The 21,046-nt window shown below is 71.6% G+C and carries 21 protein-coding genes and 2 tRNA genes; 13 read left to right on the top strand and 10 right to left on the bottom strand.

The window, feature by feature from the left end; genetic code table 11:
- Positions 1–103 precede the first annotated feature (103 nt).
- Positions 104–1,690, top strand: a complete 1,587-nt coding sequence (gene cimA / locus IEY73_RS26080) for a citramalate synthase (protein ID WP_189081962.1) — start codon at positions 104–106, stop codon at positions 1,688–1,690.
- Positions 1,691–1,706: 16 nt separating this feature from the next.
- Here the strand turns inward: cimA and IEY73_RS26075 are convergent, their stop codons facing one another.
- The 3 genes from IEY73_RS26075 to IEY73_RS26065 form a co-directional block, all read right to left on the bottom strand.
- Entirely contained in the window at positions 1,707–2,699 is a 993-nt protein-coding gene (locus IEY73_RS26075) for an endonuclease/exonuclease/phosphatase family protein (protein WP_189081961.1), read from the bottom strand.
- Between the two features lie 64 nt (positions 2,700–2,763).
- The gene (locus IEY73_RS26070; RefSeq protein WP_189081960.1) at positions 2,764–4,116 is read right to left on the bottom strand and encodes a M16 family metallopeptidase; all 1,353 of its coding nucleotides are present in this window, start codon (positions 4,114–4,116) and stop codon (positions 2,764–2,766) included.
- A complete protein-coding gene (locus IEY73_RS26065; protein WP_189081959.1) occupies positions 4,113–5,426 on the bottom strand; it encodes a M16 family metallopeptidase in 1,314 nt (437 codons plus the stop codon). The genes IEY73_RS26070 and IEY73_RS26065 overlap by 4 nt, the downstream gene beginning before the upstream one ends.
- A 133-nt stretch (positions 5,427–5,559) precedes the next feature.
- Here IEY73_RS26065 and arfB point away from each other — a divergent pair, with 133 nt between their 5' ends.
- Entirely contained in the window at positions 5,560–5,988 is a 429-nt protein-coding gene (gene arfB / locus IEY73_RS26060; protein WP_189081958.1) for an alternative ribosome rescue aminoacyl-tRNA hydrolase ArfB, read from the top strand.
- 16 nt (positions 5,989–6,004) lie between these two features.
- Here arfB and IEY73_RS26055 read toward each other — a convergent pair whose 3' ends face one another.
- Positions 6,005–6,937 (bottom strand): 3-methyladenine DNA glycosylase, encoded by a 933-nt coding sequence (locus IEY73_RS26055; RefSeq protein ID WP_189081957.1) that lies wholly within the window; start codon positions 6,935–6,937, stop codon positions 6,005–6,007.
- 252 nt (positions 6,938–7,189) lie between these two features.
- Between IEY73_RS26055 and IEY73_RS26050 the strand changes: the two genes are divergently transcribed.
- The 3 genes from IEY73_RS26050 to IEY73_RS26040 all read left to right on the top strand — a co-directional run bounded on the left by IEY73_RS26050 (position 7,190) and on the right by IEY73_RS26040 (position 8,333).
- Positions 7,190–7,993 (top strand): fumarylacetoacetate hydrolase family protein, encoded by an 804-nt coding sequence (locus IEY73_RS26050; protein WP_189081956.1) that lies wholly within the window; start codon positions 7,190–7,192, stop codon positions 7,991–7,993.
- A 101-nt stretch (positions 7,994–8,094) separates the two neighbouring features.
- Positions 8,095–8,166 (top strand) — tRNA-Gln (locus IEY73_RS26045).
- A 94-nt stretch (positions 8,167–8,260) separates the two neighbouring features.
- Positions 8,261–8,333, top strand: a tRNA-Glu gene (locus tag IEY73_RS26040).
- Positions 8,334–8,428: 95 nt separating this feature from the next.
- Here the strand turns inward: IEY73_RS26040 and IEY73_RS26035 are convergent.
- On the bottom strand, positions 8,429–9,115 hold the full coding sequence (locus IEY73_RS26035) for an IclR family transcriptional regulator (protein ID WP_189081955.1): 687 nt from the start codon (positions 9,113–9,115) through the stop codon (positions 8,429–8,431).
- 49 nt (positions 9,116–9,164) lie between these two features.
- On the opposite strand from IEY73_RS26035, the gene leuC reads away from it, so the two are divergent.
- From leuC to IEY73_RS26015, 4 genes are all read left to right on the top strand, one after another.
- Entirely contained in the window at positions 9,165–10,613 is a 1,449-nt protein-coding gene (gene leuC, locus IEY73_RS26030; protein ID WP_189081954.1) for a 3-isopropylmalate dehydratase large subunit, read from the top strand.
- A 21-nt stretch (positions 10,614–10,634) separates the two neighbouring features.
- Complete coding sequence (leuD, locus tag IEY73_RS26025; RefSeq protein ID WP_189081953.1) at positions 10,635–11,222, top strand: 3-isopropylmalate dehydratase small subunit; 588 nt, start codon at positions 10,635–10,637, stop codon at positions 11,220–11,222.
- A 176-nt stretch (positions 11,223–11,398) separates the two neighbouring features.
- Positions 11,399–12,250 (top strand): HU family DNA-binding protein, encoded by an 852-nt coding sequence (locus IEY73_RS26020; RefSeq protein WP_189081952.1) that lies wholly within the window; start codon positions 11,399–11,401, stop codon positions 12,248–12,250.
- Between the two features lie 106 nt (positions 12,251–12,356).
- A complete protein-coding gene (locus IEY73_RS26015) occupies positions 12,357–12,788 on the top strand; it encodes a hypothetical protein (protein WP_189081951.1) in 432 nt (143 codons plus the stop codon).
- Between the two features lie 22 nt (positions 12,789–12,810).
- Here IEY73_RS26015 and IEY73_RS26010 read toward each other — a convergent pair whose 3' ends face one another.
- From IEY73_RS26010 to cofC, 4 genes are read right to left on the bottom strand one after another with little or no spacing between them, the layout of a single operon-like run.
- Complete coding sequence (locus tag IEY73_RS26010) at positions 12,811–13,695, bottom strand: NUDIX hydrolase (protein WP_189081950.1); 885 nt, start codon at positions 13,693–13,695, stop codon at positions 12,811–12,813.
- Positions 13,695–15,959 (bottom strand): RNA degradosome polyphosphate kinase, encoded by a 2,265-nt coding sequence (locus tag IEY73_RS26005; RefSeq protein ID WP_189081949.1) that lies wholly within the window; start codon positions 15,957–15,959, stop codon positions 13,695–13,697. Before IEY73_RS26005 ends, IEY73_RS26010 begins: the two co-directional genes overlap by 1 nt.
- A gap of 55 nt (positions 15,960–16,014) precedes the next feature.
- The gene (locus tag IEY73_RS26000; RefSeq protein ID WP_189081948.1) at positions 16,015–16,212 is read right to left on the bottom strand and encodes a cold-shock protein; all 198 of its coding nucleotides are present in this window, start codon (positions 16,210–16,212) and stop codon (positions 16,015–16,017) included.
- Between the two features lie 18 nt (positions 16,213–16,230).
- Complete coding sequence (gene cofC, locus IEY73_RS25995; protein ID WP_189081947.1) at positions 16,231–16,905, bottom strand: 2-phospho-L-lactate guanylyltransferase; 675 nt, start codon at positions 16,903–16,905, stop codon at positions 16,231–16,233.
- A gap of 120 nt (positions 16,906–17,025) precedes the next feature.
- Between cofC and IEY73_RS25990 the strand changes: the two genes are divergently transcribed.
- From IEY73_RS25990 to IEY73_RS25975, 4 genes are all read left to right on the top strand, one after another.
- Entirely contained in the window at positions 17,026–17,745 is a 720-nt protein-coding gene (locus tag IEY73_RS25990; RefSeq protein ID WP_189081946.1) for a lysophospholipid acyltransferase family protein, read from the top strand.
- Positions 17,742–18,737 (top strand): NAD(P)H-dependent glycerol-3-phosphate dehydrogenase, encoded by a 996-nt coding sequence (locus tag IEY73_RS25985; protein WP_189081945.1) that lies wholly within the window; start codon positions 17,742–17,744, stop codon positions 18,735–18,737. Before IEY73_RS25990 ends, IEY73_RS25985 begins: the two co-directional genes overlap by 4 nt.
- On the top strand, positions 18,734–19,843 hold the full coding sequence (locus tag IEY73_RS25980; protein ID WP_189081944.1) for a cystathionine gamma-lyase: 1,110 nt from the start codon (positions 18,734–18,736) through the stop codon (positions 19,841–19,843). Before IEY73_RS25985 ends, IEY73_RS25980 begins: the two co-directional genes overlap by 4 nt.
- Before the next feature lie 67 nt (positions 19,844–19,910).
- Positions 19,911–20,270: a hypothetical protein gene (locus IEY73_RS25975; protein ID WP_189081943.1), complete on the top strand. Its 360-nt coding sequence runs from the start codon at positions 19,911–19,913 to the stop codon at positions 20,268–20,270.
- Between the two features lie 7 nt (positions 20,271–20,277).
- Here the strand turns inward: IEY73_RS25975 and IEY73_RS25970 are convergent, their stop codons facing one another.
- Entirely contained in the window at positions 20,278–20,994 is a 717-nt protein-coding gene (locus tag IEY73_RS25970) for a DUF4232 domain-containing protein (RefSeq protein WP_189081942.1), read from the bottom strand.
- Between the last annotated feature and the right edge of the window lie 52 nt (positions 20,995–21,046).

Genomic DNA, 21,046 nt, shown 5'->3' with positions numbered 1-21,046 from the left:
TATTGAGATGTAGCGCGCTGGCCCGTACTTGCCGACGCGCAGACCTCCCGCGACCGCGGGGGGTCTTTTTGTTGGGTCCGCCTCCTCCCGGAAAGGAATCCCGATGGACTACCAGGTCTTCGACACCACGCTCCGCGACGGCGGCCAGCGCGAGGGCATCAGCTACTCGGTCGTCGACAAGCTCGCCGTGGCGCGGCTTCTGGACGAGTTCGGCGTGGGCTTCATCGAGGGCGGTTGGCCCGGCGCGATGCCCAAGGACACCGAATTCTTCGAACGCGCGAAGACCGAGCTGGAGCTGACGAACGCGGTGCTGGTGGCCTTCGGCGCCACCCGCCGGGCGGGCCTGGACGTCGCCGAGGATCCGCAGGTACGCGCGTTGCTGGAGGCCGGCACGCCGGTGGTCTGCGTGGTGGCAAAGTCGGACATCCGGCACGTCGAGCGGGCATTGCGTACCACCGCCGAGGAGAACCTGGCCATGGTCCGGGACACGGTGACGCACCTGGCGGGGCACGGCCGCCGCGTGTTCGTGGACTGCGAACACTTCTTCGACGGGTTCCGGCATGACCCGGACTACACCGCGTCGGTGGCGAAGGCCGCGTTCGACGCCGGCGCCGAGCGGGTCGTCATGTGCGACACGAACGGTGGCATGCTGCCTTCGATGATCACCGAGGCGGTGCGGGACGTGGTGCGCCGCACCGGCGTGAGCGTCGACCGCTTCGGCATCCACTGCCAGAACGACACCGCGTGCGCGGTGGCGAACACGGTGGCCGCCGTGGAGGCGGGCGTGAAGCACTTCCAGTGCACGGCCAACGGGTACGGCGAGCGGCCGGGCAACGCGGACCTGTTCGCCACCGTCAGCAATCTGCAGCTCAAGCTCGGGCTGAACGTCCTACCGGACGGATGCCTGGAGAACGCGACGCGGGTGTCCACCGCGCTCGCCGAGATCGCCAACATCGCCCCCGACACCCACCAGGCCTACGTCGGGGCCGCCGCCTTCGCCCACAAGGCGGGGCTGCACGCGAGCGCGATCAAGGTGGATCCGTTGCTCTACAACCACGTCGATCCGGCGGTGGTGGGCAATGACATGCGGATCCTGGTGACCGAGATGGCCGGCCGGGCCAGCATCGAGCTGAAGAGCCGCGAGCTCGGCATCGACCTGGCCGGCCACCCGGAAACGCTGTCCGCGGTCACCCGCCGGGTGAAGGACCTGGAGGCCGGAGGCTGGTCCTTCGAGGCGGCCGACGCGTCGTTCGAGTTGCTGGTGCGGCGGGAGCTGCCCGGCGGCGGTTTCGCGCCGCCGTTCGCCCTGGAGTCCTACCGGGTGCAGGTCGAGCATCGCGAGGACGGCGCGGTGATCTCGGAGGCGACCGTCAAGGTCCGGGCACGTGGTGAGCGCGTGATCGCCACCGCGGAGGGCAACGGGCCGGTCAACGCCCTGGACGAGGCGCTGCGCAAGGCGTTGTTGCCGCACTTCCCGCAGTTGAAGTCCTTCGAGCTGGCGGACTACAAGGTGCGCATCCTGGAGGGGTCACACGGCTCCGGCGCGGTCACCCGGGTGCTGCTGGAGACCTCCGACGGCGAGCGGGACTGGACCACCGTGGGCGTGCACGAGAACGTCGTCGAGGCGAGCTGGCACGCGCTGGTGGACGCGCTCACCTACGGGCTCGCGCGGGCGACCAGCCCGGCCTGAGCTCCGCGCCGGGAGGTCAGGCGCGGGGCAGCACCAGGGATGCGAGCACCGCGCGATGGTCGCTGCCGGGCAGCCCGTGCACCCGCAGATCGCGGACGCCGATCCGGCGATCCACCAGGATGTGGTCGATGGTGACCGGGGGGATCGGGTGGCCGCCGTAAGGTCCCCAGGTGCCGGCCAGCCCTTGGCCCACGGCGTCCGCGGCGTCGCGGTAACCATGCGAGATGAGCGCCCGCAGCGGCGCGTGGTCCACTGTGGAATTGAAGTCGCCGAGCAGGATGCGCGCCGGGCCGTCCGGATCGGCGCGCGGCTCGCTCGACAGGTCGGCCCGCCAGTCCGCCAGGACGCCCACCGCGTACGGGGCGACGGGATGGGCGGACTCGACCGCGAGCGGCGCGGTGCCGGGCGGTCGGACCGTCGCGTACGCCTGCAGGAAGCCGCCACCGCCGCGGTGCGAGCCCGGCGCGCTGACCGGGAAACGGGAATAGAGCGCCGATCCGGTGGTGCCCACCTCCGGTGCCTGCGAGCCGTAGGGGAGCAACGCGTCCAGCCCGGCCGCGGACAGCCGGGCGCGCGCCTGCGGCGTGTACTCCTGCAGGGCGAGCACCGCAACGTCGTGCTGCCGGATCAGGCGCACGATGGTGGCCGCGTCCGCGCCACCGGCGAGCATGTTGGCGGTCATCACGTGCAGCGGCACCCCGGCCTGCGGGCCACGGTCGCCGTCGGCCACCGCCCGCGGCAGCACACAGGCGGCCAGCGTGGCGGCCACCACCAGGCCCACCGCGGCGGTTGCCCAGCGGCGCACGAGCAGCGCCACCAGCACGGGAAGCCACGCCGCCGCGGCCGCGTACGGCGTGAAGGCGAGCACCTGCACCACCGGCCCGCGCTCCACGCCGGCCAACCGGATCGCCGCCCAGACGAGGCTGGGCAGGACGAGCAACCACACCGCTGCGGTGCCGACCGCGCGGCGTGCGGGCCGGGTCGGGGCCGGTGCGCTGGTGATCGTCATGCGGTGACGCTATCCGGTGGGAGCTCGTGCCCGGCCGGCAACGCGGTTCACGTCACAGTGCTGATCACCGGTCGTCGACGTCGCGGATCTCGCTGCTGAGACCGGCGGCGGTCAGCTCGTCGCGGATGAGCGCGGCGTCGCCCTCGACGACGATCGTCAGCTCCTGCGGACGCAGATGCGTGGCGGCGGCCGCGGACACCTGCTCGACGGTCGCCGACAGCAGGTGCTGCCGCAGGGCCGGGTAGTAGTCGTCCGGCAGCCCGTGCACCACCAGCGTGGCCAGCGCGGACACCAACGAGCCCGGCGTCTGCATCTCCACCGTGAGCTGTCCGGCGCGCCACGTGCGGGCGACCTCCAGCTCCTCGGGCGTGACGCCGGAGAGCTTCATGCGCGCGATCTCGCCCACGGTGTCGGCCAGGGCCGGTGCGGTCACCGCCGTCTGCACCGACGAACTCACCCCGAGACGTCCGAACCGGCGCGTCGTCGCGAAGTCCGCCCGGATGCCGTACGTGTATCCCTTCACCTCCCGGATGAGGTGATTGAGCCGGGACGTGAAGGCGCCTCCGAGCACGGTCGCCGCCAGCATGTTCGGCACGTAGTCCGGGTGTGCCCGGTGCGGCGACCGGTGCCCCAGGCGCAACGTCGACTGCACCGACCCCGGGCGGTCCACCAGAAGGGTGCGCCGCTGGGAGCGCTGCGGCACGTCCAGCGGAGCCTCGACGGCGAGTGCGCCGCCCTGAGTGCCGGCGAACGCCGCGGCGCCCAGCGCCGCCAGATCCAGCCGATCCAGATCGCCGGCGACCAGCAGCACCCCGGGACGGCGCAGCCACTGCTCGTGGAAGGCGAGCACGTCCTCGGCGGTCACCGCCGCGGCGGACTCCGGACTGCCGTGCATCGGCCGGCCGTACCGCTGCGCCGCGCCGAACAGATCACGCCGCAGCGCGGCGTCCGCGCGCGGCCCCGGCTGCGCCCAGTCCATGCGCAGCGCGGTCACCTCGTCGTCGCGGACCCGCGCCACGTCGTGCGCGTCCAGTTTCGGCGTGCGCGCGGCCTCGGCCATCAGGTCCACCGCGCCGGGCAGCACATCGGCGGGCACCGAGACGCCAACCCGGAAGGTGTCCCAGTCGACCGATGTGGACAGTTCCGCGCCCAGGCCCTCCAGGGCGAGCGCGTACGCCGCGGCGTTCCGCGTGCGGGTGCCCTCCTCGATCGCCTTGGCCAGCACCGTGGCGGTGCCCTCGCGGCCCGCCGTCTCGCGCGAGGCGCCCGCGTCCAGCAGCAGCGAAGCCCCGGCGATCAGGTGGCCGGGCATGTGTGCGGCGACGACCAGGCCGTCGCCGACCGGGACCCGGACCACCGATGGGAAGCGGTACGGCCGTTCCGGTCCCGGCCCGGGACGGGTGGCGATGAGCGTCATGAGTTCTCTCCGGGCAGGTAGGTCAGGGTCACGCGGGACGACGGCGTGAGCATGGTGCGGGCCACATCGGCGATGTCCTCGGCGGTCACCGCCAGGCGACCGGGCAGCCGGTACGCGGCGGCGCCGGCATCGCCGAACTGGGTCGCGTACCGGCCCAGGGTGTCCGCACGGCCGCCCACTGTGGACATCTGGTGCCACCACGATGTGGTGAGCAACGCCTTCGCGCGGGCCAGTTCGGCATCGGTCACCGGCTCGGTGATCAGCGACTCCAGCACCTCGACGACGCCCTCTTCGAGGGTCTTGCCGTCCACCCCGTCCTTGGCGGTGGCGGTGGCGATGATCGGCGCCGGCGCGTGCGCCAGATCCACCCCGTACGCGCCCACGTAGTCCGGCTGGGCGATCCGGGAGCCGTCCGCGAGGCGCTGGTAGAGCCGGCTGCCGCGGCCGTCGCCCAGCACGGTGGCGAGCACCGTGGCCGCGTCGTACCCGGCGGTGCCGAAGGGATGCGTGCGGTGCGCGATGTAGACCCGGGGTGCCGGCACGGCCGCGGTCACCGTCTCGCGCATCGGTTCTCCTGCCTGCCCGGTCAGATGGCTGCCGGGCGGCGGCGGAATCTCGGTCACCTGATCGATGCGCCCGAAGTAGCGCTCCGCCAGCTCGACCACCTGCGCCGGCACCACGTCACCGACCACCGTCAGGACGGCGTTGTTGGGCGCGTAGTACGCGCGGTGGAACGCCGTGAAGGCCTCCAGGGCGGCGGCGTTCAGGTCCTCCATCGATCCGATCGTGGAATGGTGGTACGGGTGTCCGGGTGGGTAGAGCAGTGGCAGAAGGCGCAGCCACGCATCGCCGTACGGCACGTTCTCGTACCGTTGCCGCCGCTCGTTCTTCACCACCTCGCGCTGGTTGTCCAGCGTCTCCTGGGTGAGCGCCGGGACCAGCCCGCCCATCCGGTCGGCCTCCAGCCAGAGCGCCAACTCGAGATGCTCCACCGGGAGGGTCTGGAAGTAGTTGGTCCGGTCCGGGTTGGTGGTCGCGTTCAGCGAGCCGCCGGAACCCTGCACCAGCCGCATGTGCTCGGTCTTGGCGACGTGTGTGGAGCCCTCGAACATGAGGTGCTCGAAGAGGTGCGCGAAGCCGGTCTGTCCGTCCGGCTCGTGGCGTGAACCCACGTCGTACCACAGGTTCACGCACACCACTGGGGCGCTGTGATCCTCGCTGACCACGATGCGCAACCCGTTGTCCAGGCGCGCGTTTTCGATGGGCCACGGATATCCGGTCCCGGTGACCGGTGCGGGCGAAACGGACACACGACCTCCCTCAACCGGCGTGCATGGCGATGCACGCCGATCCCCAGTATTGCGCCGGCCCCGCGGCGGCGGGCGGACACCCACGATCCTTTTCCGCTGGTCCGTCGTACGTGCAGGGTGCCATGCTGGCGATGTGCCGGACGACGTACGGGTCAACGACCGCCTGATCATTCCGGCTGCCGAGCTGTCCTGGCGGTTCTCCCGGTCGGGCGGGCCGGGCGGCCAGTCCGTGAACACCACCGATTCCCGCGTGGAGGTGTCCTGGGATCTGGCCGGGTCACAGGTGCTGCCGCGGGCGCTGCGCGAGCGCGCGACCGCCCGGCTCGGCCGCCGCCTGGTGCATGGCGTGCTCACGGTGAGCGCCGAGGAGCATCGGTCCCAGTTGCGCAACCGGGAGGCCGCCGCGGCCCGGCTCGCGGGCGTGGTGGCGGGCGCCGTCGCGCCGCCACCACGGACCCGGCGTCCCACCAAGCCGTCGCGGGGAGCGGTCGAGCGGCGGATCGCGGAGAAGAAACGGCGCGCGCAGATCAAGCAGAACCGGCGCGGCGGCCCGGCGGAGTAGGACGGGCGGTCCGCGCTCAGCGGTGGTTGTGCGGGGCCACCGTCTCCCGGTTCGCCGCCGCCGCGACCGGGCCCAGCAACTCCTCGCAGACGCGGATGAGTCGGGTCCGCAGGCCCGCCGCGCGCCGGGCGAACTCGCGCTGCCGGGCCACGTACTCCGCCTTCCCCTCCGCCGTCTCGATCTTCACCGGCGGGTAGCCGTAGGAGCTCAGGTCGTACGGTGACGCCTGCATGTCGAGCAATCTGATGTCACCGGCCAGGGCGAAGCAGTCCAGCGCCAGCGCGCCCGGCACCGCGGCGCCGAGTTTGCTGGCCCACTTGTGGCAGTCCATCGCGGCGTGCAGGCAGCCGGGCTGGTCCAGATCAACCTGGGTCGCCCGGGTCGGCTGCAGACGGTTCAGGCCGACCGCCTCCGGAGTGAAGAAACGGAACGCGTCGAAGTGTGTGCACCGGATCGGGTTCTGCTCGACGACACGGTCGGTCTCCGCCTGGCCCAGGCGCAGCGGCAGCGGATGCCGGTGCTCCGGCGAGCGATAGACCATCGCCCACTCGTGCAGGCCGAAGCAGCCGGAGAAGACCGGCCTGCTCGCGGTCGCGGTGAGCAGGCCGTGGATGTACCGCACGCTTTCGCCGCGGGCCTGCATGTATGCGTCCTCGTCCAGCGTGACCACGCCGTCCGGGTAGGTGCGGTAGAACTTCCAGGCGGCGTGCTCGGCGAGACCTCCGTGCGTCGGCGCCAGTCCGGTGCCCACGCCCGGATGCCAGCGGCGTAGCTGCGCGGGGCGGGTGCCGTAATAGTCGTACAGGAAATCCTCGATGGCGTGTTTCTCGCCGGTCGCTCGGCGGGCGCGATGGCCGGCGGTCATCGCGTCGGCGCGCTCGGCGTGTGCGCGGGCGAGCGGAATCCACGTCACCGACGGGAGCGTCGTGGTGAGCTGGCGGATTCCCATCTCACCAGCGTATCGACCAGACGCCGCCGGCACGATTACCGCGACGCGCGAATGCCGCGGTTCGCGCGCGGGCCACCTGGCGACACGCTGGCCAGCGAGTGGCCGCCCGTTTTTGCGCTATGTGACACAGCGTCCGACTTTGCCCGAGCCTGCACCTCGCGCTGCGGATCTGCGACGCGGGGCGATCGGCCGTATTCGTGCGCAGCGTAGATTTGACCCGCTCGGAATCCGTGATGGTTGGGGGAGAATGCAGTGCGCTTCGCTCGTTTTGTGCATGCCGGTGGGGTCTCGTTCGGCGTCGTCGAGGGCGAGCCCGGCTCCGGCGCCTCCGGCCTCACCGTGGCCGAGATCGGCAGCCTGCCGTTCGAGGAAGTGCGGTTCACCGGGCAACGCTGGGCGCTGGCCGACGTGCGCCTGCTCGCGCCCATCTTCTCCAGCAAGGTGATCGGCGTGGGCCGCAACTACGCCGACCACGCCGCCGAACTCGGCAACGACGTGCCGAAGGAGCCGCTGATCTTCATCAAGCCGTCGACCTCGGTGATCGGGCCGAACGACGCGATCCGCCTTCCGCCACAGTCGCAGCAGGTCGAGCACGAGGCCGAACTGGCCGTGGTGATCGGCGCGACCGGCGCACGCCGACTCGACCGTGCGGGCGCGCAGAAGGCCATCTTCGGCTACACCGTGGGCAACGACGTCACCGCCCGCGACCTGCAACGCTCGGACTCGCAATGGACCCGGGCCAAGGGCTTCGACTCGTTCTGCCCGCTCGGCCCCTGGATCACCACCGATCTCGACATCCAAGACCTTGAGGTGCGGTGCGAGGTGGGTCGCGACCCGCAGGCCATGGAGGTGCGGCAGATCGGCCGCACCAAGGACATGGTCTTCGATGTGCCGACGCTTGTCTCGTACGTGTCACACGTGATGACGCTGCTGCCGGGTGACGTCATCCTGACGGGGACACCGGCGGGCGTCAGCCCGATCCTGCCCGGCGAAACGGTGTCGGTGAGCGTTCAGGGCATCGGGGAGTTGCGCAACCCGGTGGTGGCACTGGACTGACGCGGCGTTGCCGCGCCGGGTGAATCGCCGGACGGTATCCCGATTTGGCGGGCACCATGGGCTCAGGTAGAGTTCAGCACCGGCGCGGCAAGCCGTGCCAATGGGGTATGGGGTAATTGGCAGCCCGACTGATTCTGGTTCAGTTAGTCTAGGTTCGAGTCCTGGTACCCCAGCGCTGATCGCTCCCACGAGGGAGGGCGGTGCTGGCACTCTGATAGAGTTCGGCCCGCCGTTCCGGTGTTGCGGAGCGAGAGCAGGAAAGTTCCTGGCCCCGTCGTCTAGCGGCCTAGGACGCCGCCCTCTCAAGGCGGTAGCGAGGGTTCGAATCCCTTCGGGGCTACAGCATGAGGCCCGCACTGATCGCAGTGCGGGCCTTCGTCGTGTCGGCGGTCGTGTCGCCGCGGGCACTGTCTGACAGGGACCGCCGCAGGGCTGCTACAGGCCGGACAGGCGCTGTCCCGCGCGCACCACCGCCATCGCGTGGCGTTCGCCCGGTCGGCGTCCCAGGCGTTCGATGGGTCCGCTGATCGAGACCGCCGCGATCACCCGCCCGGTGCGGTCGCGAATCGGCGCCGACACGCTTGCCACGCCCGGCTCGCGTTCCGCGACGCTCTGCGCCCAGCCGCGCCGGCGCACCTCCGCGAGGGTCCGTCCGGTGAACTTGCAGCGGGGCAGCAACGGCATCACCGCCTCGGGCGGTTCCCACGCCAGCAGGATCTGGGCCGCCGATCCGGCCACCATGGGCAGCACCGAACCGACCGGCACGGTGTCCCGCAATCCGCTGGCGCGCTCGGCCGAAGCCACGCACAGGCGCTCGTCGGCGCGGCGCAGATAGAGCTGTGTGCTCTCGCCGGTCGCGTCGCGCAGCGCCGACAGCAACGGCTCGGCAGCGGTCAGCAGGACATCCGGCGCGGCATTGGCCAGTTCGCCGAGGCGCGGCCCGGGGCGCCATCGGCCCTGGGTGTCGCGCACCAGCATGCGATGGATTTCCAGCGCCTGGGCCAGCCGGTGCGCGGTCGCTCGGGGCAGCTTCGTCCGGTCCACCAACTCGGCAAGGCTGGCACCGTCGACGCAGGCCGCGAGGATCACCACCGCCTTGTCGAGAACGCCGACACCGCTCATACTGTGTCCCACAAGCCGAAACATACCTCCCAGAATTTAGGATGTCCAGATGGTGGGAGTCACGTCAACGACGCCGCGGACCCTGGCCGAAAAGGTCTGGGACGACCATGTGGTGCGGTCGGCCGAGGGCGAGCCCGACCTGCTCTACATCGACCTGCACCTGCTGCACGAGGTGACCAGCCCGCAGGCCTTCGACGGTCTACGCATGGCGGGACGCGGCGTGCGCCGGGTCGATCTGACCCTCGCAACCGAGGATCACAACACCCCGACCGGCTATGCGGACCCGGCGTTCCACAATCGCCGCGGCGATCTTTTCACGATCGCCGACAGCACGTCGCGTACGCAGATCGAGACGTTGCGGAAGAACTGCGCCGAGTTCGGCGTCCCGATCCGCCCGCTGGGCAACGACCAGCAGGGCATCGTGCACGTCATCGGGCCGCAGCTCGGCCTCACGCAGCCCGGCATGACGGTGGTCTGCGGCGACTCGCACACCGCCACGCACGGGGCGTTCGGCGCGCTGGCGTTCGGGATCGGCACCAGCGAAGTCGAGCATGTGCTCGCCACGCAGACGCTGCCGCAGTCGCGGCCCAGGACGATGGCCGTGACGGTGACCGGCGAGCTGCGTCCCGGCGTCACCGCCAAGGATCTGATCCTGGCGCTGATCGCCCAGGTCGGCACCGGCGGCGGCGTCGGCCACATCGTGGAGTATCGCGGCGAGGCCATCCGCAAGCTCTCCATGGAGGGGCGGATGACCATCTGCAACATGTCCATCGAATGGGGCGCCAAGGCCGGCATGATCGCGCCGGACGAGACCACGTTCGCCTATCTGCGGGGCCGTGAGCACGCGCCCGAGGGCGAGGCGTGGGACGCCGCGGTGGCGCACTGGAAGACGCTGCCGACGGACGATGGCGCCCGGTACGACACCGAGGTGATCCTGGACGCGTCGGCGATCAGCCCGTTCGTCACGTGGGGCACCAACCCGGGACAGGGCGCCCCGCTGGACGGCGTGGTGCCGCACCCCGCGGACTTCACCGACGAGGTGGACCGCAACGCGGCGCAGCGCGCCCTGGACTACATGGGCCTGCAGGGCGGAACGCCGCTCAAGGAGGTGCCGGTCGACGTGGTCTTCGTGGGTTCCTGCACCAACGGGCGCCTGGAGGATCTGCGCGCGGCCGCCGACGTCATCCGGGGGCGCCGGGTGCGCGACGGCGTACGGATGATGGTGGTCCCGGGGTCCGCGGACGTCCGCACCCGCGCCGAAGCCGAAGGGCTGGACAAGGTCTTCCTCGACGCCGGTGCCGAGTGGCGGTTCGCCGGATGCTCGATGTGCCTGGGCATGAACCCGGACACCCTGGACCCCGGCCAGCGCGCCGCCTCCACGTCCAACCGCAATTTCGAGGGTCGCCAGGGTCGTGGCGGCCGCACTCACCTCGTCTCGCCGCAGGTTGCCGCGGCCACCGCGGTGGCCGGCACGCTGGCCGGGCCCGCGGATCTCTAGGAAAGGCCGGACAACTCAGCCATGGACAAGTTCACCACGCACAGCGGGACCGTGATGCCATTGCGCCGGTCCGATGTGGACACTGACCAGATCATCCCGGCGGTCTACCTGAAACGGGTCACCCGCACCGGCTTCGAGGACGGGCTGTTCAGCGCCTGGCGCGACGATCCGGACTTCGTGCTGAACAATCCGGCCTACGCCGGTGCCACGATTCTGGTGGCGGGCCCGAACTTCGGTACCGGATCATCCCGGCAGCACGCGGTCTGGGCGTTGCGCGACTGGGGATTCGCGGTGATCGTGGCCCCCCGGTTCGGCGACATCTTCCGGGGCAACGCGCTCAAGGAGGGGCTGCTGCCGGTCCAGTTGGATATGAGCGCCGTGGAACAGCTCTGGGCGCTTGCCGAGAATGAGCCGGACGCCTCGGTCACGGTTGACCTGGGCGCCCGCGAGGTGCGTGCCGGCGAGGCCGCGTGGAGCTTCCCGATCGACGACTTCAGCCGCTGGCGCCTGATGGAGGGACTGGACGACATCGGACTGACGCTGCGCCACGCCGACATCGTCACCGCATACGAGAGGGAACGACCGAACTTCAAACCGGTCACCGTCTGAGCCGGAAACCTCAGCCACATCAGCCTTTTTCGCCCCCACCAGGCAACCGGTGGGGGCGAATTCCTTGCAACACAACGGTTTTTTTCATGCAGATGTTTGTGTCCGCTGGTCAAAGGGCATACGGTGCGCGCAGAATGGCTCGCATTGGGCCAGTTCTCACGTTCGGGAGGAAAACCGTGAACAAGGCCGAGCTCATCGAGGCGCTCGCCGCCCGACTGGGGGACCGGAAATCAGCGACAGCTGCGCTGGATGCGGTCATCAGCGAGGTGGAGAGTGCCGTCACCAAGGGCGACCGCGTAGCCATCACCGGTTTCGGCGTCTTCGAGAAGCGGGCGCGCGGCGCGCGCACTGCACGCAATCCGCGTACCGGCGAACCGGTCAAGGTGAAGAAGACTAACGTGCCGGCCTTCAAGCCGGGCACGGCATTCCGCGAGATGGTTGCCAGCGGCAAGGTCGCCAAGGCTGCCAAGAAGACCACTGCCGCGAAGTCCGCCGGCAAGGCGGCTCCGGCCAAGTCGACCAGCCGCACCGCGGCGGCCAAGTCGACGGCGGCGAAGAAGACCACCGCCAAGGCCGCGACGGCCAAGGCGGCGCCGGCGCGCAAGACCGCGGCCAAGACCACCGCGGCGAAGTCGGCCACGTCCCGGCCGACCACGGCCAAGGCGACCACGGCCAAGGCGGCACCGGCCAAGAAGGCGACCACCCGGTCGACCGCGCGCAAGACCACCGCCAGCAAGGCGGCGCCGGCCAAGTCGTCGGCCACCAAGGCCACGGCGGCGAAGAAGACGGCCGCCAAGGCCGCGGCGGCGAAGTCCACGGCGGCCAAGTCGACCGCGGCCAAGTCCACGGCCGCCAAGTCGACCGCGGCGAAGTCCACGGCGGCCAAGTCGACGGCGGCGAAGAAGACCACCGCGAAGTCCACGGCGGCCAAGAAGACCACCGCCAAGAAGACCACCGCGGCGGCACGCACCACCCCGTCGACGCGCGCCACCACGGCACGCACCGGCACGGCCCGCAAGACCCGCTGAGGAACGCCCTCAGTCTTCTGCTGACGCGCGAACGGCATCCACTCGTATGGTGGATGCCGTTCGCGTATTCCGGCGGTGACGGGGGCACTGAGCCTATTTTCCCCGCATGGACCGGATTTCGACGTCGCCGCGGGGCCTGGCGGCCCGGTCGGTGGTCGCGGTGGCGGTGTTCGCCGCGGCCATCGTGCCCGGATGGACGCTGGGCGACCTGGTCGAGCGGTGGACCGGCAACGGCCTCCTGGACTGGTTGCTGACATGTTGCTGTGCCGCGCTGGCGATGCTGGTGCTCGCGCCGCACGCGTCGTACCGGCGCAGGGACGCCTGGCTCGCTCTGGTGCCGCTGTTCGGCTGGTACCTGTGTGCCCTGATGGCATGGCGGGTGGCGCTCCTGCCGTATCGGGACTGGGAGCCGCGCGCCGATGAACTGTCGCGGGCACGCTGGCTGACCGGCGATCTGATCGGCTACTGGCGCGCCGACAGCCCGGTCCGCGCCCGGCGGCGCACCCCGGCCACCTCCGGCGTCGCGGCCCGACGGTGATGCCCGCGCCCCGGTCCGCGCATCAGATCCGCGACGAGGCCACCAACTGATCGCCGGACCAGGCCAGAATCCAGCCGGCGCCCTTAGGCGTCTTGTACGGCTGCGGGTCGTCCTCGTCATGCAGCGACGCCAGCAACGGCGGAATCACCTTGCCCTGGCTGCAGATCGCCGTCCGGTCGGCGTCGCGCACCTCGGACAACCGCGCGGCAGCCGCCTTCACCCTCGCCGGCGCCTCGTCCGGGGTGGACGGCTCGGCGAACGCGGAATCCGCCACGATCGGCAGGTCCAGCCGGCCGGCCAGCGGCTCCAAAGTCTGCTTGCACCGCAGCGGCGGGGCGGCGAACAGCCGCGTCGGCGCGATCAGCTCGACCACCGCGCCGATCCGCTCGGCCTGTGCCAGGCCACGGGCGTCGATCGGGCGCAGGGCGTCGTTGCCGACCCATTTCTTCCGCTCGCCGGCGTGCGCGTGGCGCACCAGCGCGGTGACCGCGGTGACCGGCGGCAGCGTCACCGCGTGCTCCAGGACGGCCCGGTCGGTGGGGTAGCTGAGCCGCAGGGCGGCCTCCGCCGGTGGCAGCCAGGCCACGTCGTCGACCTCGGCCGGGTCGGCGGGGCCGGGCGTCTGGTCGGCGGCGGCGCGCATCAACCAGAAGTCCACCGTCTTGCCGCGTCCGTCCGGCAGGTCATAGGCAACCGACGGTAGCCGCACCTCGGGACGGCCGCGCCAACCCGTCTCCTCCAGCACCTCGCGCACCCCGGCGGCCAGCGGATGCTCGTCCTCGTCCAGCTTGCCCTTGGGCAGGCTCCAATCCTGCCGCAGCGGGCGGTGCACCAGGCAGACCTCGATGCCACCGGACGAAGCCGGCCGCCACAGCACCCCGCCCGCGGCACGCACCGGATCGGCCATCAGTTCGACCTGCCGATGATGCGGCGCAGCAGGGCCTCCTGCAGGTGCAGATGCGGCACGGTGGGGGAGGCGGGCCGGCGGTGCCAGGCACCGTCGCCGGACAGGTCCCAGCCCTCGCTCTCCTCCGCCATGGACAGCTCCAGCACGTTGCGCAGATCCTCCTGGGCGGACGGCAGCGTCACCCGCACCAGCGCCTCCACGCGACGGTCCAGGTTGCGGTGCATCAGGTCGGCCGAGCCGATCCAGTACTCCGCGTCGTCGCCGGAGCCGAAGCGGAACACCCGAGAGTGCTCCAGGAAACGGCCGACGATCGAGCGCACCCGGATGTTGTCCGACAGGCCGGGAACGCCCGGTCGCAGGGCGCACATCCCGCGGATGACCAGATCCACTCGCACACCGGCGCGGGAGGCGCGGTACAGCGCGTCGATGGTGTCCTCGTCCACGAGCGAGTTCACCTTGAACTGCACCAGCGCGTCACCGCCGGCGCGGGCCACGCGGACCTGGCCCTCGATCCGCTCGATCAGCCCGTTGCGCACCCCGTGCGGAGCGACCAGCAGGCGCCGGAACGTGGTCTGCCGGCTGTATCCGGTGAGCACGTTGAACAGATCGGTGACGTCCGCGCCCACCTCGGGATCGGCGGTGAGCATGCCGAAGTCCTCGTACAGCCGTGCGGTCTTGGGGTGGTAGTTGCCGGTGCCGATGTGGCAGTAGCGCTTGATCTGGTTGCCTTCCTGGCGCACCACCAACGCGGTCTTGCAGTGCGTCTTCAGGCCCACCAGGCCGTAGACCACGTGGCAGCCGGCCCGCTCCAGGGTGCGCGCCCAGCCGATGTTGGCCACCTCGTCGAAGCGCGCCTTCACCTCGACCAGCACGACCACCTGCTTGCCGGCGGCGGCCGCGTCCACCAGCGCGTCGACGATCGGGGAGTCACCGCTGGTGCGGTACAGCGTCTGCTTGATGGCCAGCACGTTCGGGTCGGCCGCCGCCTGCTCGATGAACCGCTGCACGCTGGTGGAGAACGAGTGGTACGGGTGATGCACCAGCATGTCGCACTCGCGCAGCCGGTTGAAGACGCTGCGCGGCACCTCGCCGTCGGACATCTGCGGGTGCGTGGCCGGGACGAACGGCCGGTCCTTCAAATCGTCGCGGTCGCACTCGCCGAACACCTGCCACAGCGCGGACAGATCCAGCAGTCCGGGCACGCGCAGCACGTCGTCGTCGTGCATGTCCAGCTCGCGGGTGAGCAGATCGAGCACGTGATCACTGATCGACGCGGCCACCTCCAGCCGCACCGGCGGACCGAAGCGGCGCTGCGCCAGCTCCCGCTCCAGCGCCTGCAGGAGATCCTCGTCGCGGTCCTCGTCGACCTCCACCTCGGCGTTGCGGGTCACCCGGAACAGGTGCCACTCGGTCACCCGCATGCCGGAGAAGAGCTGATCGAGATGCACCGCGATGAGTTCCTCGACGGGCAGGAAGCGTGCGCCGCGGCTGTCGTTCTGCACGGTGACGAACCGGGGCACGTTGTTGGGCACCTTGACCCGGGCGAACAGCTCGGCGCTGTCGCCGGCCGGATCGCGCAGCACCACCGCGAGATTCAAGGACCGGCTGGAGATGTACGGGAAGGGGTGCGCCGGGTCGACCGCCAGCGGCGTCAGCACCGGGAAGACCTGTTCCCGGAAGTACGTCCGCAGACGCTCACGCTCCGGGGCGTCCAGCTCGCTCCAGCGGACGAGCTCGATGCCCTCCGCGGACAACTTGGGACGCACCTCCTCGCCGAAGCACGCGGCGTGCCGGGAGACCAGGTCGGCCGCCCGCTCGGTGATCATCTCTAGCTGGCCGCGCAGGGACACCCGATCGCCACCGCGCATCGGCAGGCCCGCGTTCAGCCGGCGCTTCAAGCCGGCGACCCGAACCATGTAGAACTCGTCCAGGTTGCTGGCGAAGATGGCCAGGAACTTGGCGCGCTCCAGCAGCGGCGTCTCGGGATCCTCGGCCAGCGCCAGCACCCGGGCGTTGAAGTCGAGCCAGGAGAGCTCGCGGTTGAGGAAGCGATCGTCCGGCAGCGGAGCGTCGTCGTCCGTGTCCGGCGCGGGCGTCTCGACCGGGCGGGCGAGATCCGGGGTGAACGCGGGCGGGTCGCTGCCCGGCCGGAGCGCGTCGGCATCCTCGGTGCGTGGCAGAAAGCGGCCGTTGGAACCCCGTCGGCGAGTCGGCTCGGCCGAGGGGGTCACGGTCGTGTCGGGAGTGCGGGGCGTGCTGCTCATCGCTCCATCATTGCCCGTCCGGGTGAAGCCGAAATTACCAGCGGTTAAGGTCAACTTAGTCGATTCCCGGGAGCCGCACACTGGTGACGGCGCCATCGGATCCGGTCTCCATCGACACACGTTGGCCCGGCCGCAGCAACCGCAGCCCGGATCGTGCGAAGGCATCCGGCGGGAAGGCCAGCTCAGTGCCGTCGTCCAGGAGCACCGTGCCGGACCTGGTGCGCGTGTCGAAGGTCGCCACCGTCGCTTGCATCCCCCGAGGTTATCGGCGTCAGGCGGCCGGGCGGCGGGCGGAGCCGCGACCGCCGGTGCGACCCAGATCACGCAGCAGTGCGGCGGTCCGGGGCCCGGGGCCCAGCGCCAGCACCGCGCGCAGGTCCGCCGCGGTGTCCACATCTTGGCGCAACCGCGGCCAGTCACCGGGCCACGCGCGCGCCCCGCTGCGCGCGTGCGCCGCCGCGGACCCCGGCCCGAAGCGCGGATCCAGCCGCGCGCCCGCCGCGGCGGCAAGCAGCACGGTCCCGGTGCCCGCGGCGTCCGGCACGAACCAGCGGCCGGGCGCGGCGCCGCTGGCGGACCCGGCCTCCAGCGCGGCGGACAGGTCCGCGTCGCGCAGCGCCGGCAGGTCGGCGGTCAGCGTGAACCGGTTTGCCGCCGGGCCGGCCAGCTCGTCGGCGCCGTACCGCATCGCGGCGTTCAGCCCGCCGTCCGGCGCATCCGGAGCGGTCCGGGCGCCCAGCGCGCCGGCCGCGGCGGACACCGCCGGATCGTCGGTGATCACCAGCGTCTCGCGCACCGCCGGGCAGGCCCGCACCGCGGCGAGAGTGTCCTGCACCATCGCCAGCACCAGCTCCTCGTGCCGGTCCGGCGCAACGGCGCCGCGCAGCCGGCTCTTGGCCACGGGTAGCCGCTTGACCGGGATCACCGCCGTCCATGTCATTGCCACTCCGCCATCCTGCCAGCACCCCCAGCCTGGCCCTGCCGGGTCGGAGCAGGCATGATTTTCACCGCAGGGATGACAAGACCGCGGTGGATCTGATGCCCGCGGACGATGCTGGGAGGGACCGTGGCGCAGCGCAGACTCGGGTTCTGGCGGCGTGCAGCGGTCGCCTTCGTGGTGCCGGTGCTGCAGGTCTGGACCAAGCGCACCTGGACCGGGCAGGAGAATCTGCCGCCCGAGGGCGGGGTGATCGTGGTGCCCAACCACATCTCGCAATTCGACCCGCTGGTGGTGGCGCACTTCGTCTACGGCTCCGGCCGCTGGCCCCGGTTCCTGGCCAAGGGCAGCCTGTGGCGGGTTCCGGTGCTTGGGCCGCTGCTGCGCAAGACCCTGCAGATCCCGGTGGAGCGCGGCAGCGTGGAGGCGGTGAGATCGATCGACGTGCTCGTCGATGCGGTGCACCAGGGCGGCGCGATAATCGTGTATCCGGAGGGCACCACCACGCGGGAGCCCGACCTGTGGCCGATGCGCGGCAAGACCGGGGCGGCCCGGCTCGCGCTCGCCACCGGCGCTCCGGTGGTGCCGGTGGCGAGCTGGGGCGCGCAGCAGGTGTTCCATCCGCAGACCAAGAAGTTCTCGGTGCGGCCACGCGTGCCGGTCACGGTGACCGCGGGCAAACCGGTGGACTTGAGCCGCTGGGCGGGCGCGACCCCGACCAAGGCGGTGCTGGACCAGATGACCGAGGTGATCATGCTTTCCGTTCGCGAGCTCGTCGGCGATCTGCGCGGCGGCACGCCGCCACCGCTGTACGCGCGCCCGCCGCGTCCGTCCGGGCGGCCGGAATGATCCGGGCGGCCGTGCTCGGGGCGGGCGCCTGGGGCACCGCCTTCGCGAAGGTGCTCGCCGAGGCGGGCGCGGAGGTGACGATCCTCGCCCGCCGCGCGTCGGTGGCGGAGGCGATCCGCACCACGCGCGTCAACGAGGTGGCGCTGCCCGGCGTCCGCCTGCCCGAGCGGGTCACCGCGACCGATGCGCTGGACGAGGCGATCGACGGCGCGCAACTGGTCGCCGTCGCGGTGCCGTCCCAGACGCTGCGCGGCAACCTCGGCGACTGGGCCGGCAGCTTCGCGCCGGACTGCACGCTGGTGTCGCTGATGAAGGGCATCGAGCTGGGCACCACGAAGCGGATGAGCCAGGTCATCGTGGAGACCGCGCACATCGACCCGTCCCGCGTGGTGGTGGTCTCCGGACCCAACCTGGCGCCCGAGATCGCCGGGGAGCAGCCGGCCGCCACGGTGGTCGCGGGCATCGACGCCGACCGCGCGCAGTTCGTGCAACGTGCCATCGCCCTGCCCTACCTGCGCCCCTACACCAGCGAGGACGTGGTGGGCTGCGAGATGGGCGGTGCGGTGAAGAACGTCATCGCCCTGGCGTACGGGATGGCCAGCGCGATGGGCATGGGGGACAACACCAAGGCCTCGTTGATCACCCGCGGCCTGGCCGAAACCGCGCGCCTGGGCGCCGCCCTGGGCGCCGATCCGCTGACCTTCGCCGGGCTGGCCGGACTCGGCGACCTCGTCGCCACGTGCTCGTCGCCGCTGTCGCGCAACCGCACGTTCGGCGAGCACCTCGGCCGCGGCGAGAGTCTGGAGTCCGCGCAGGCGTCCACCCGGCAGACCGCCGAGGGTGTGAAGAGCTGCCTGGCAATCCGCGATCTGGCTCGCGCGCACGGCGTCGAGATGCCGATCACCGAACAGGTGGAACGGGTGTGTCACGAGGGCATCGACCCGCGGGTCGCGGTGAAGCTGCTGATGCAACGGGAGATGAAGCCCGAATGACCGGAGACGGCACCCGATCCGTACACGCGGGCCTGCCCGCGGCGCAGCCCGGCGAACCGTTCCTGCCGGGACCGGTGTTCGCCGCCCCTTACCACCTGGATCCCCGCACCGGCGCGGTGGGCAACGAGTACGGCCGGCCGGACAACCCGACGCGGCGCTCGCTGGAGGCGGCGATCGGGGAGCTGGAGGGCGGCACGGTCCGCACGTTCGCCAGCGGACAGGCGGCGATCACCGGCTTCCTGCTGTCCGTGCTGCGCCCCGGCGACACGGTCGCGTTGCCGTCGGACGGCTACTTCGCGGTTCGCGCGTTCGCCGACGAGACGCTGCGCGACCTGGGGGTGAAGACGGTTCTGGTGCCGACCGCCGGGCCGTACCCGTCGTTTGCGGGCATGCGGCTGGTGCTGCTGGAGACCCCGGCCAACCCCGGACTCGACGTGTGCGATCTGCGGACGGTGTGCGCCGCCGCGCACGCCGACGGCGCGATGGTGGCGGTGGACAACACCACCGCCACGCCGCTCGGTCAGACGCCGCTCGCGCTCGGCGCCGACGCGGTGGTGGCCTCCGGCACCAAGGCGCTCACCGGGCATTCGGACGTGCTCCTCGGATATGTGGCCGGCAACGACCGGGCGCTGATGGACCGGATCACCCGGTGGCGCACCCTGACCGGGGCCACGCCGGGCCCCTTCGACGCCTGGCTGGCGCACCGATCGATGGCGACGCTGGACCTGCGGCTGGCGCGGCAGAGCGCCAACGCCGCCGCGATCGCGGAGCTGCTCGCCGACCGGCCGGGCGTGACCTCGGTGCGCTGGCCCGGCCGTCGCGACGATCCGTCGTACCCGGTGGCGGCGGCTCAGATGCGGCGCTTCCCCGGCATCGTGTCGTTCGACCTGGGCGACGCCGAGCGGGTGGCGCGCTTCCTGGAGGCGTCCGCGCTGGTGTACGCCGCCACCTCGTTCGGCGGGTTGCACACCAGCGCGGACCGGCGGGCCCAGTGGGGGGACGACACCGCGCCCGGATTCGTTCGGCTGTCCTGTGGCATCGAGGACCCCGCCGACCTGCTGGCCGACCTCACTCGTTCGCTGGACGCGGCGCTCGGCGCCGGATAGGCCGGACGCCGCCAGAAGCCGGACGCCGCCGGAAATGCCGGGCAGATCCGGTTCTACCCTGCTCGGCATGGCGTGGAACAGCTTCAGCGCGGATCAGGTGGCGGCACTCACCCAGGGGGTCAGCTTCTTCGTCGAGCCGGGGGAGCGGGACTGCCCGGCGTGCGGCGAGCGGCGGCTTCGAACGTACGTGCATGCGCCGCCGAACGCCCGCCGCCCGACGCTGGTCAGCTACGTGTGGTGCGGGTCCTGTCGGCGTTTCGTGGGCACCCGCGCCAAGCATCCGGACGGCGTGGTCTTCTCCGATCCGCTCGCCGCGCTGTCCCCGGGGCAGCGGCGGGACCTGGAGCGCAGCCTGGCGGGGTTCCTGGCGCACCTGGACCGGCTCTGGGACGACGGCGTGCTGCCACAGTCGTTCGCCGCCGCCTGAGCGGCGCTCAGCCCGTCGTGCCGGCCACGAGGGGACGCACCTGCCCCAGACCCTTGCCCTTGGCCGAGCAGACGGTCTGTGGCTTCTCGACGAAGATCGAGGCGGTCTCGTCCGGCGGGTAGACGCGGTACCCGCGCACCTTCGCCGGCTTGCAGTCGTCCGCGCCGAAGTTGCCCGCGCGCACCAGCACCAGGGTGGCGTGCGCGTGCTCGCCCGGCTCCAGACGGAGCGTGGCGCGGTCGCCGCCGCTGCGCTGGAAGGGATCGTTGACCCGGGTGCCGTCGTCGCCGGCCACCCAGGAGACGCCGGGGTAGCCGTACAGCGTGCACGCGTCGGCGGACTTGTTGGTGAACACCAGGAGCTCGCCGTAGGACCCCGCCGCTCCGCCGTTCGGGTCGGGGGCGTCGGCGATGCTCAGGTCGCTCGTGTGGCAGCGGCCGGGGTCCCCGGAGCCGCTGCCGCCCTGCGAACCGCCGCCGCTGGATCCGTCGTCGCCGTTCGCGTCGTCGCCGTTCGTCCCGCCTCCGTTCGTCCCGCCTCCGTTCGAACCGGTGGCGCTTGCCGCCGGGGACGGCCCGGTGCCGGTGTTCGCGGATGCGGTGGCGCCGGGACCGGCCGTGCCGGGCGCGGGTGCCGCCGCGCCGTCGTCGTCATCCCCGCCGCAACCCGCCAGCAGCAGCGTCAGCGGGACGGTGATCAGCAGAGCAGTTCGTATGCGTCGCACGTTCGTCTCCCTTGATCCGTTGCGGTACTTGCCCGGTGGGCGGGCAACGCGA

It is taken from the genome of Mangrovihabitans endophyticus (assembly GCF_014646155.1).
Taxonomy (GTDB): domain Bacteria; phylum Actinomycetota; class Actinomycetes; order Mycobacteriales; family Micromonosporaceae; genus Actinoplanes; species Actinoplanes endophyticus.
The sequence above is the reverse complement of the archived record's forward strand: the minus strand, read 5'-3'. Positions and strand labels throughout refer to the sequence as shown.

Bases quoted from the DNA above. Each gene is read 5' to 3' on its own strand.
- cimA (WP_189081962.1), top strand. From the start codon at position 104: ATGGACTACCAGGTCTTCGACACCACGCTCCGCGACGGCGGCCAGCGC.
- IEY73_RS26075 (WP_189081961.1), bottom strand. From the start codon at position 2,699: ATGACGATCACCAGCGCACCGGCCCCGACCCGGCCCGCACGCCGCGCG.
- IEY73_RS26070 (WP_189081960.1), bottom strand. From the start codon at position 4,116: ATGACGCTCATCGCCACCCGTCCCGGGCCGGGACCGGAACGGCCGTAC.
- IEY73_RS26055 (WP_189081957.1), bottom strand. From the start codon at position 6,937: ATGGGAATCCGCCAGCTCACCACGACGCTCCCGTCGGTGACGTGGATT.
- IEY73_RS26035 (WP_189081955.1), bottom strand. From the start codon at position 9,115: ATGAGCGGTGTCGGCGTTCTCGACAAGGCGGTGGTGATCCTCGCGGCC.
- leuC (WP_189081954.1), top strand. From the start codon at position 9,165: ATGGTGGGAGTCACGTCAACGACGCCGCGGACCCTGGCCGAAAAGGTC.
- leuD (WP_189081953.1), top strand. From the start codon at position 10,635: ATGGACAAGTTCACCACGCACAGCGGGACCGTGATGCCATTGCGCCGG.
- IEY73_RS26015 (WP_189081951.1), top strand. From the start codon at position 12,357: ATGGACCGGATTTCGACGTCGCCGCGGGGCCTGGCGGCCCGGTCGGTG.
- IEY73_RS26010 (WP_189081950.1), bottom strand. From the start codon at position 13,695: ATGGCCGATCCGGTGCGTGCCGCGGGCGGGGTGCTGTGGCGGCCGGCT.
- IEY73_RS26005 (WP_189081949.1), bottom strand. From the start codon at position 15,959: ATGAGCAGCACGCCCCGCACTCCCGACACGACCGTGACCCCCTCGGCC.
- IEY73_RS26000 (WP_189081948.1), bottom strand. From the start codon at position 16,212: ATGCAAGCGACGGTGGCGACCTTCGACACGCGCACCAGGTCCGGCACG.
- IEY73_RS25985 (WP_189081945.1), top strand. From the start codon at position 17,742: ATGATCCGGGCGGCCGTGCTCGGGGCGGGCGCCTGGGGCACCGCCTTC.
- IEY73_RS25980 (WP_189081944.1), top strand. From the start codon at position 18,734: ATGACCGGAGACGGCACCCGATCCGTACACGCGGGCCTGCCCGCGGCG.
- IEY73_RS25975 (WP_189081943.1), top strand. From the start codon at position 19,911: ATGGCGTGGAACAGCTTCAGCGCGGATCAGGTGGCGGCACTCACCCAG.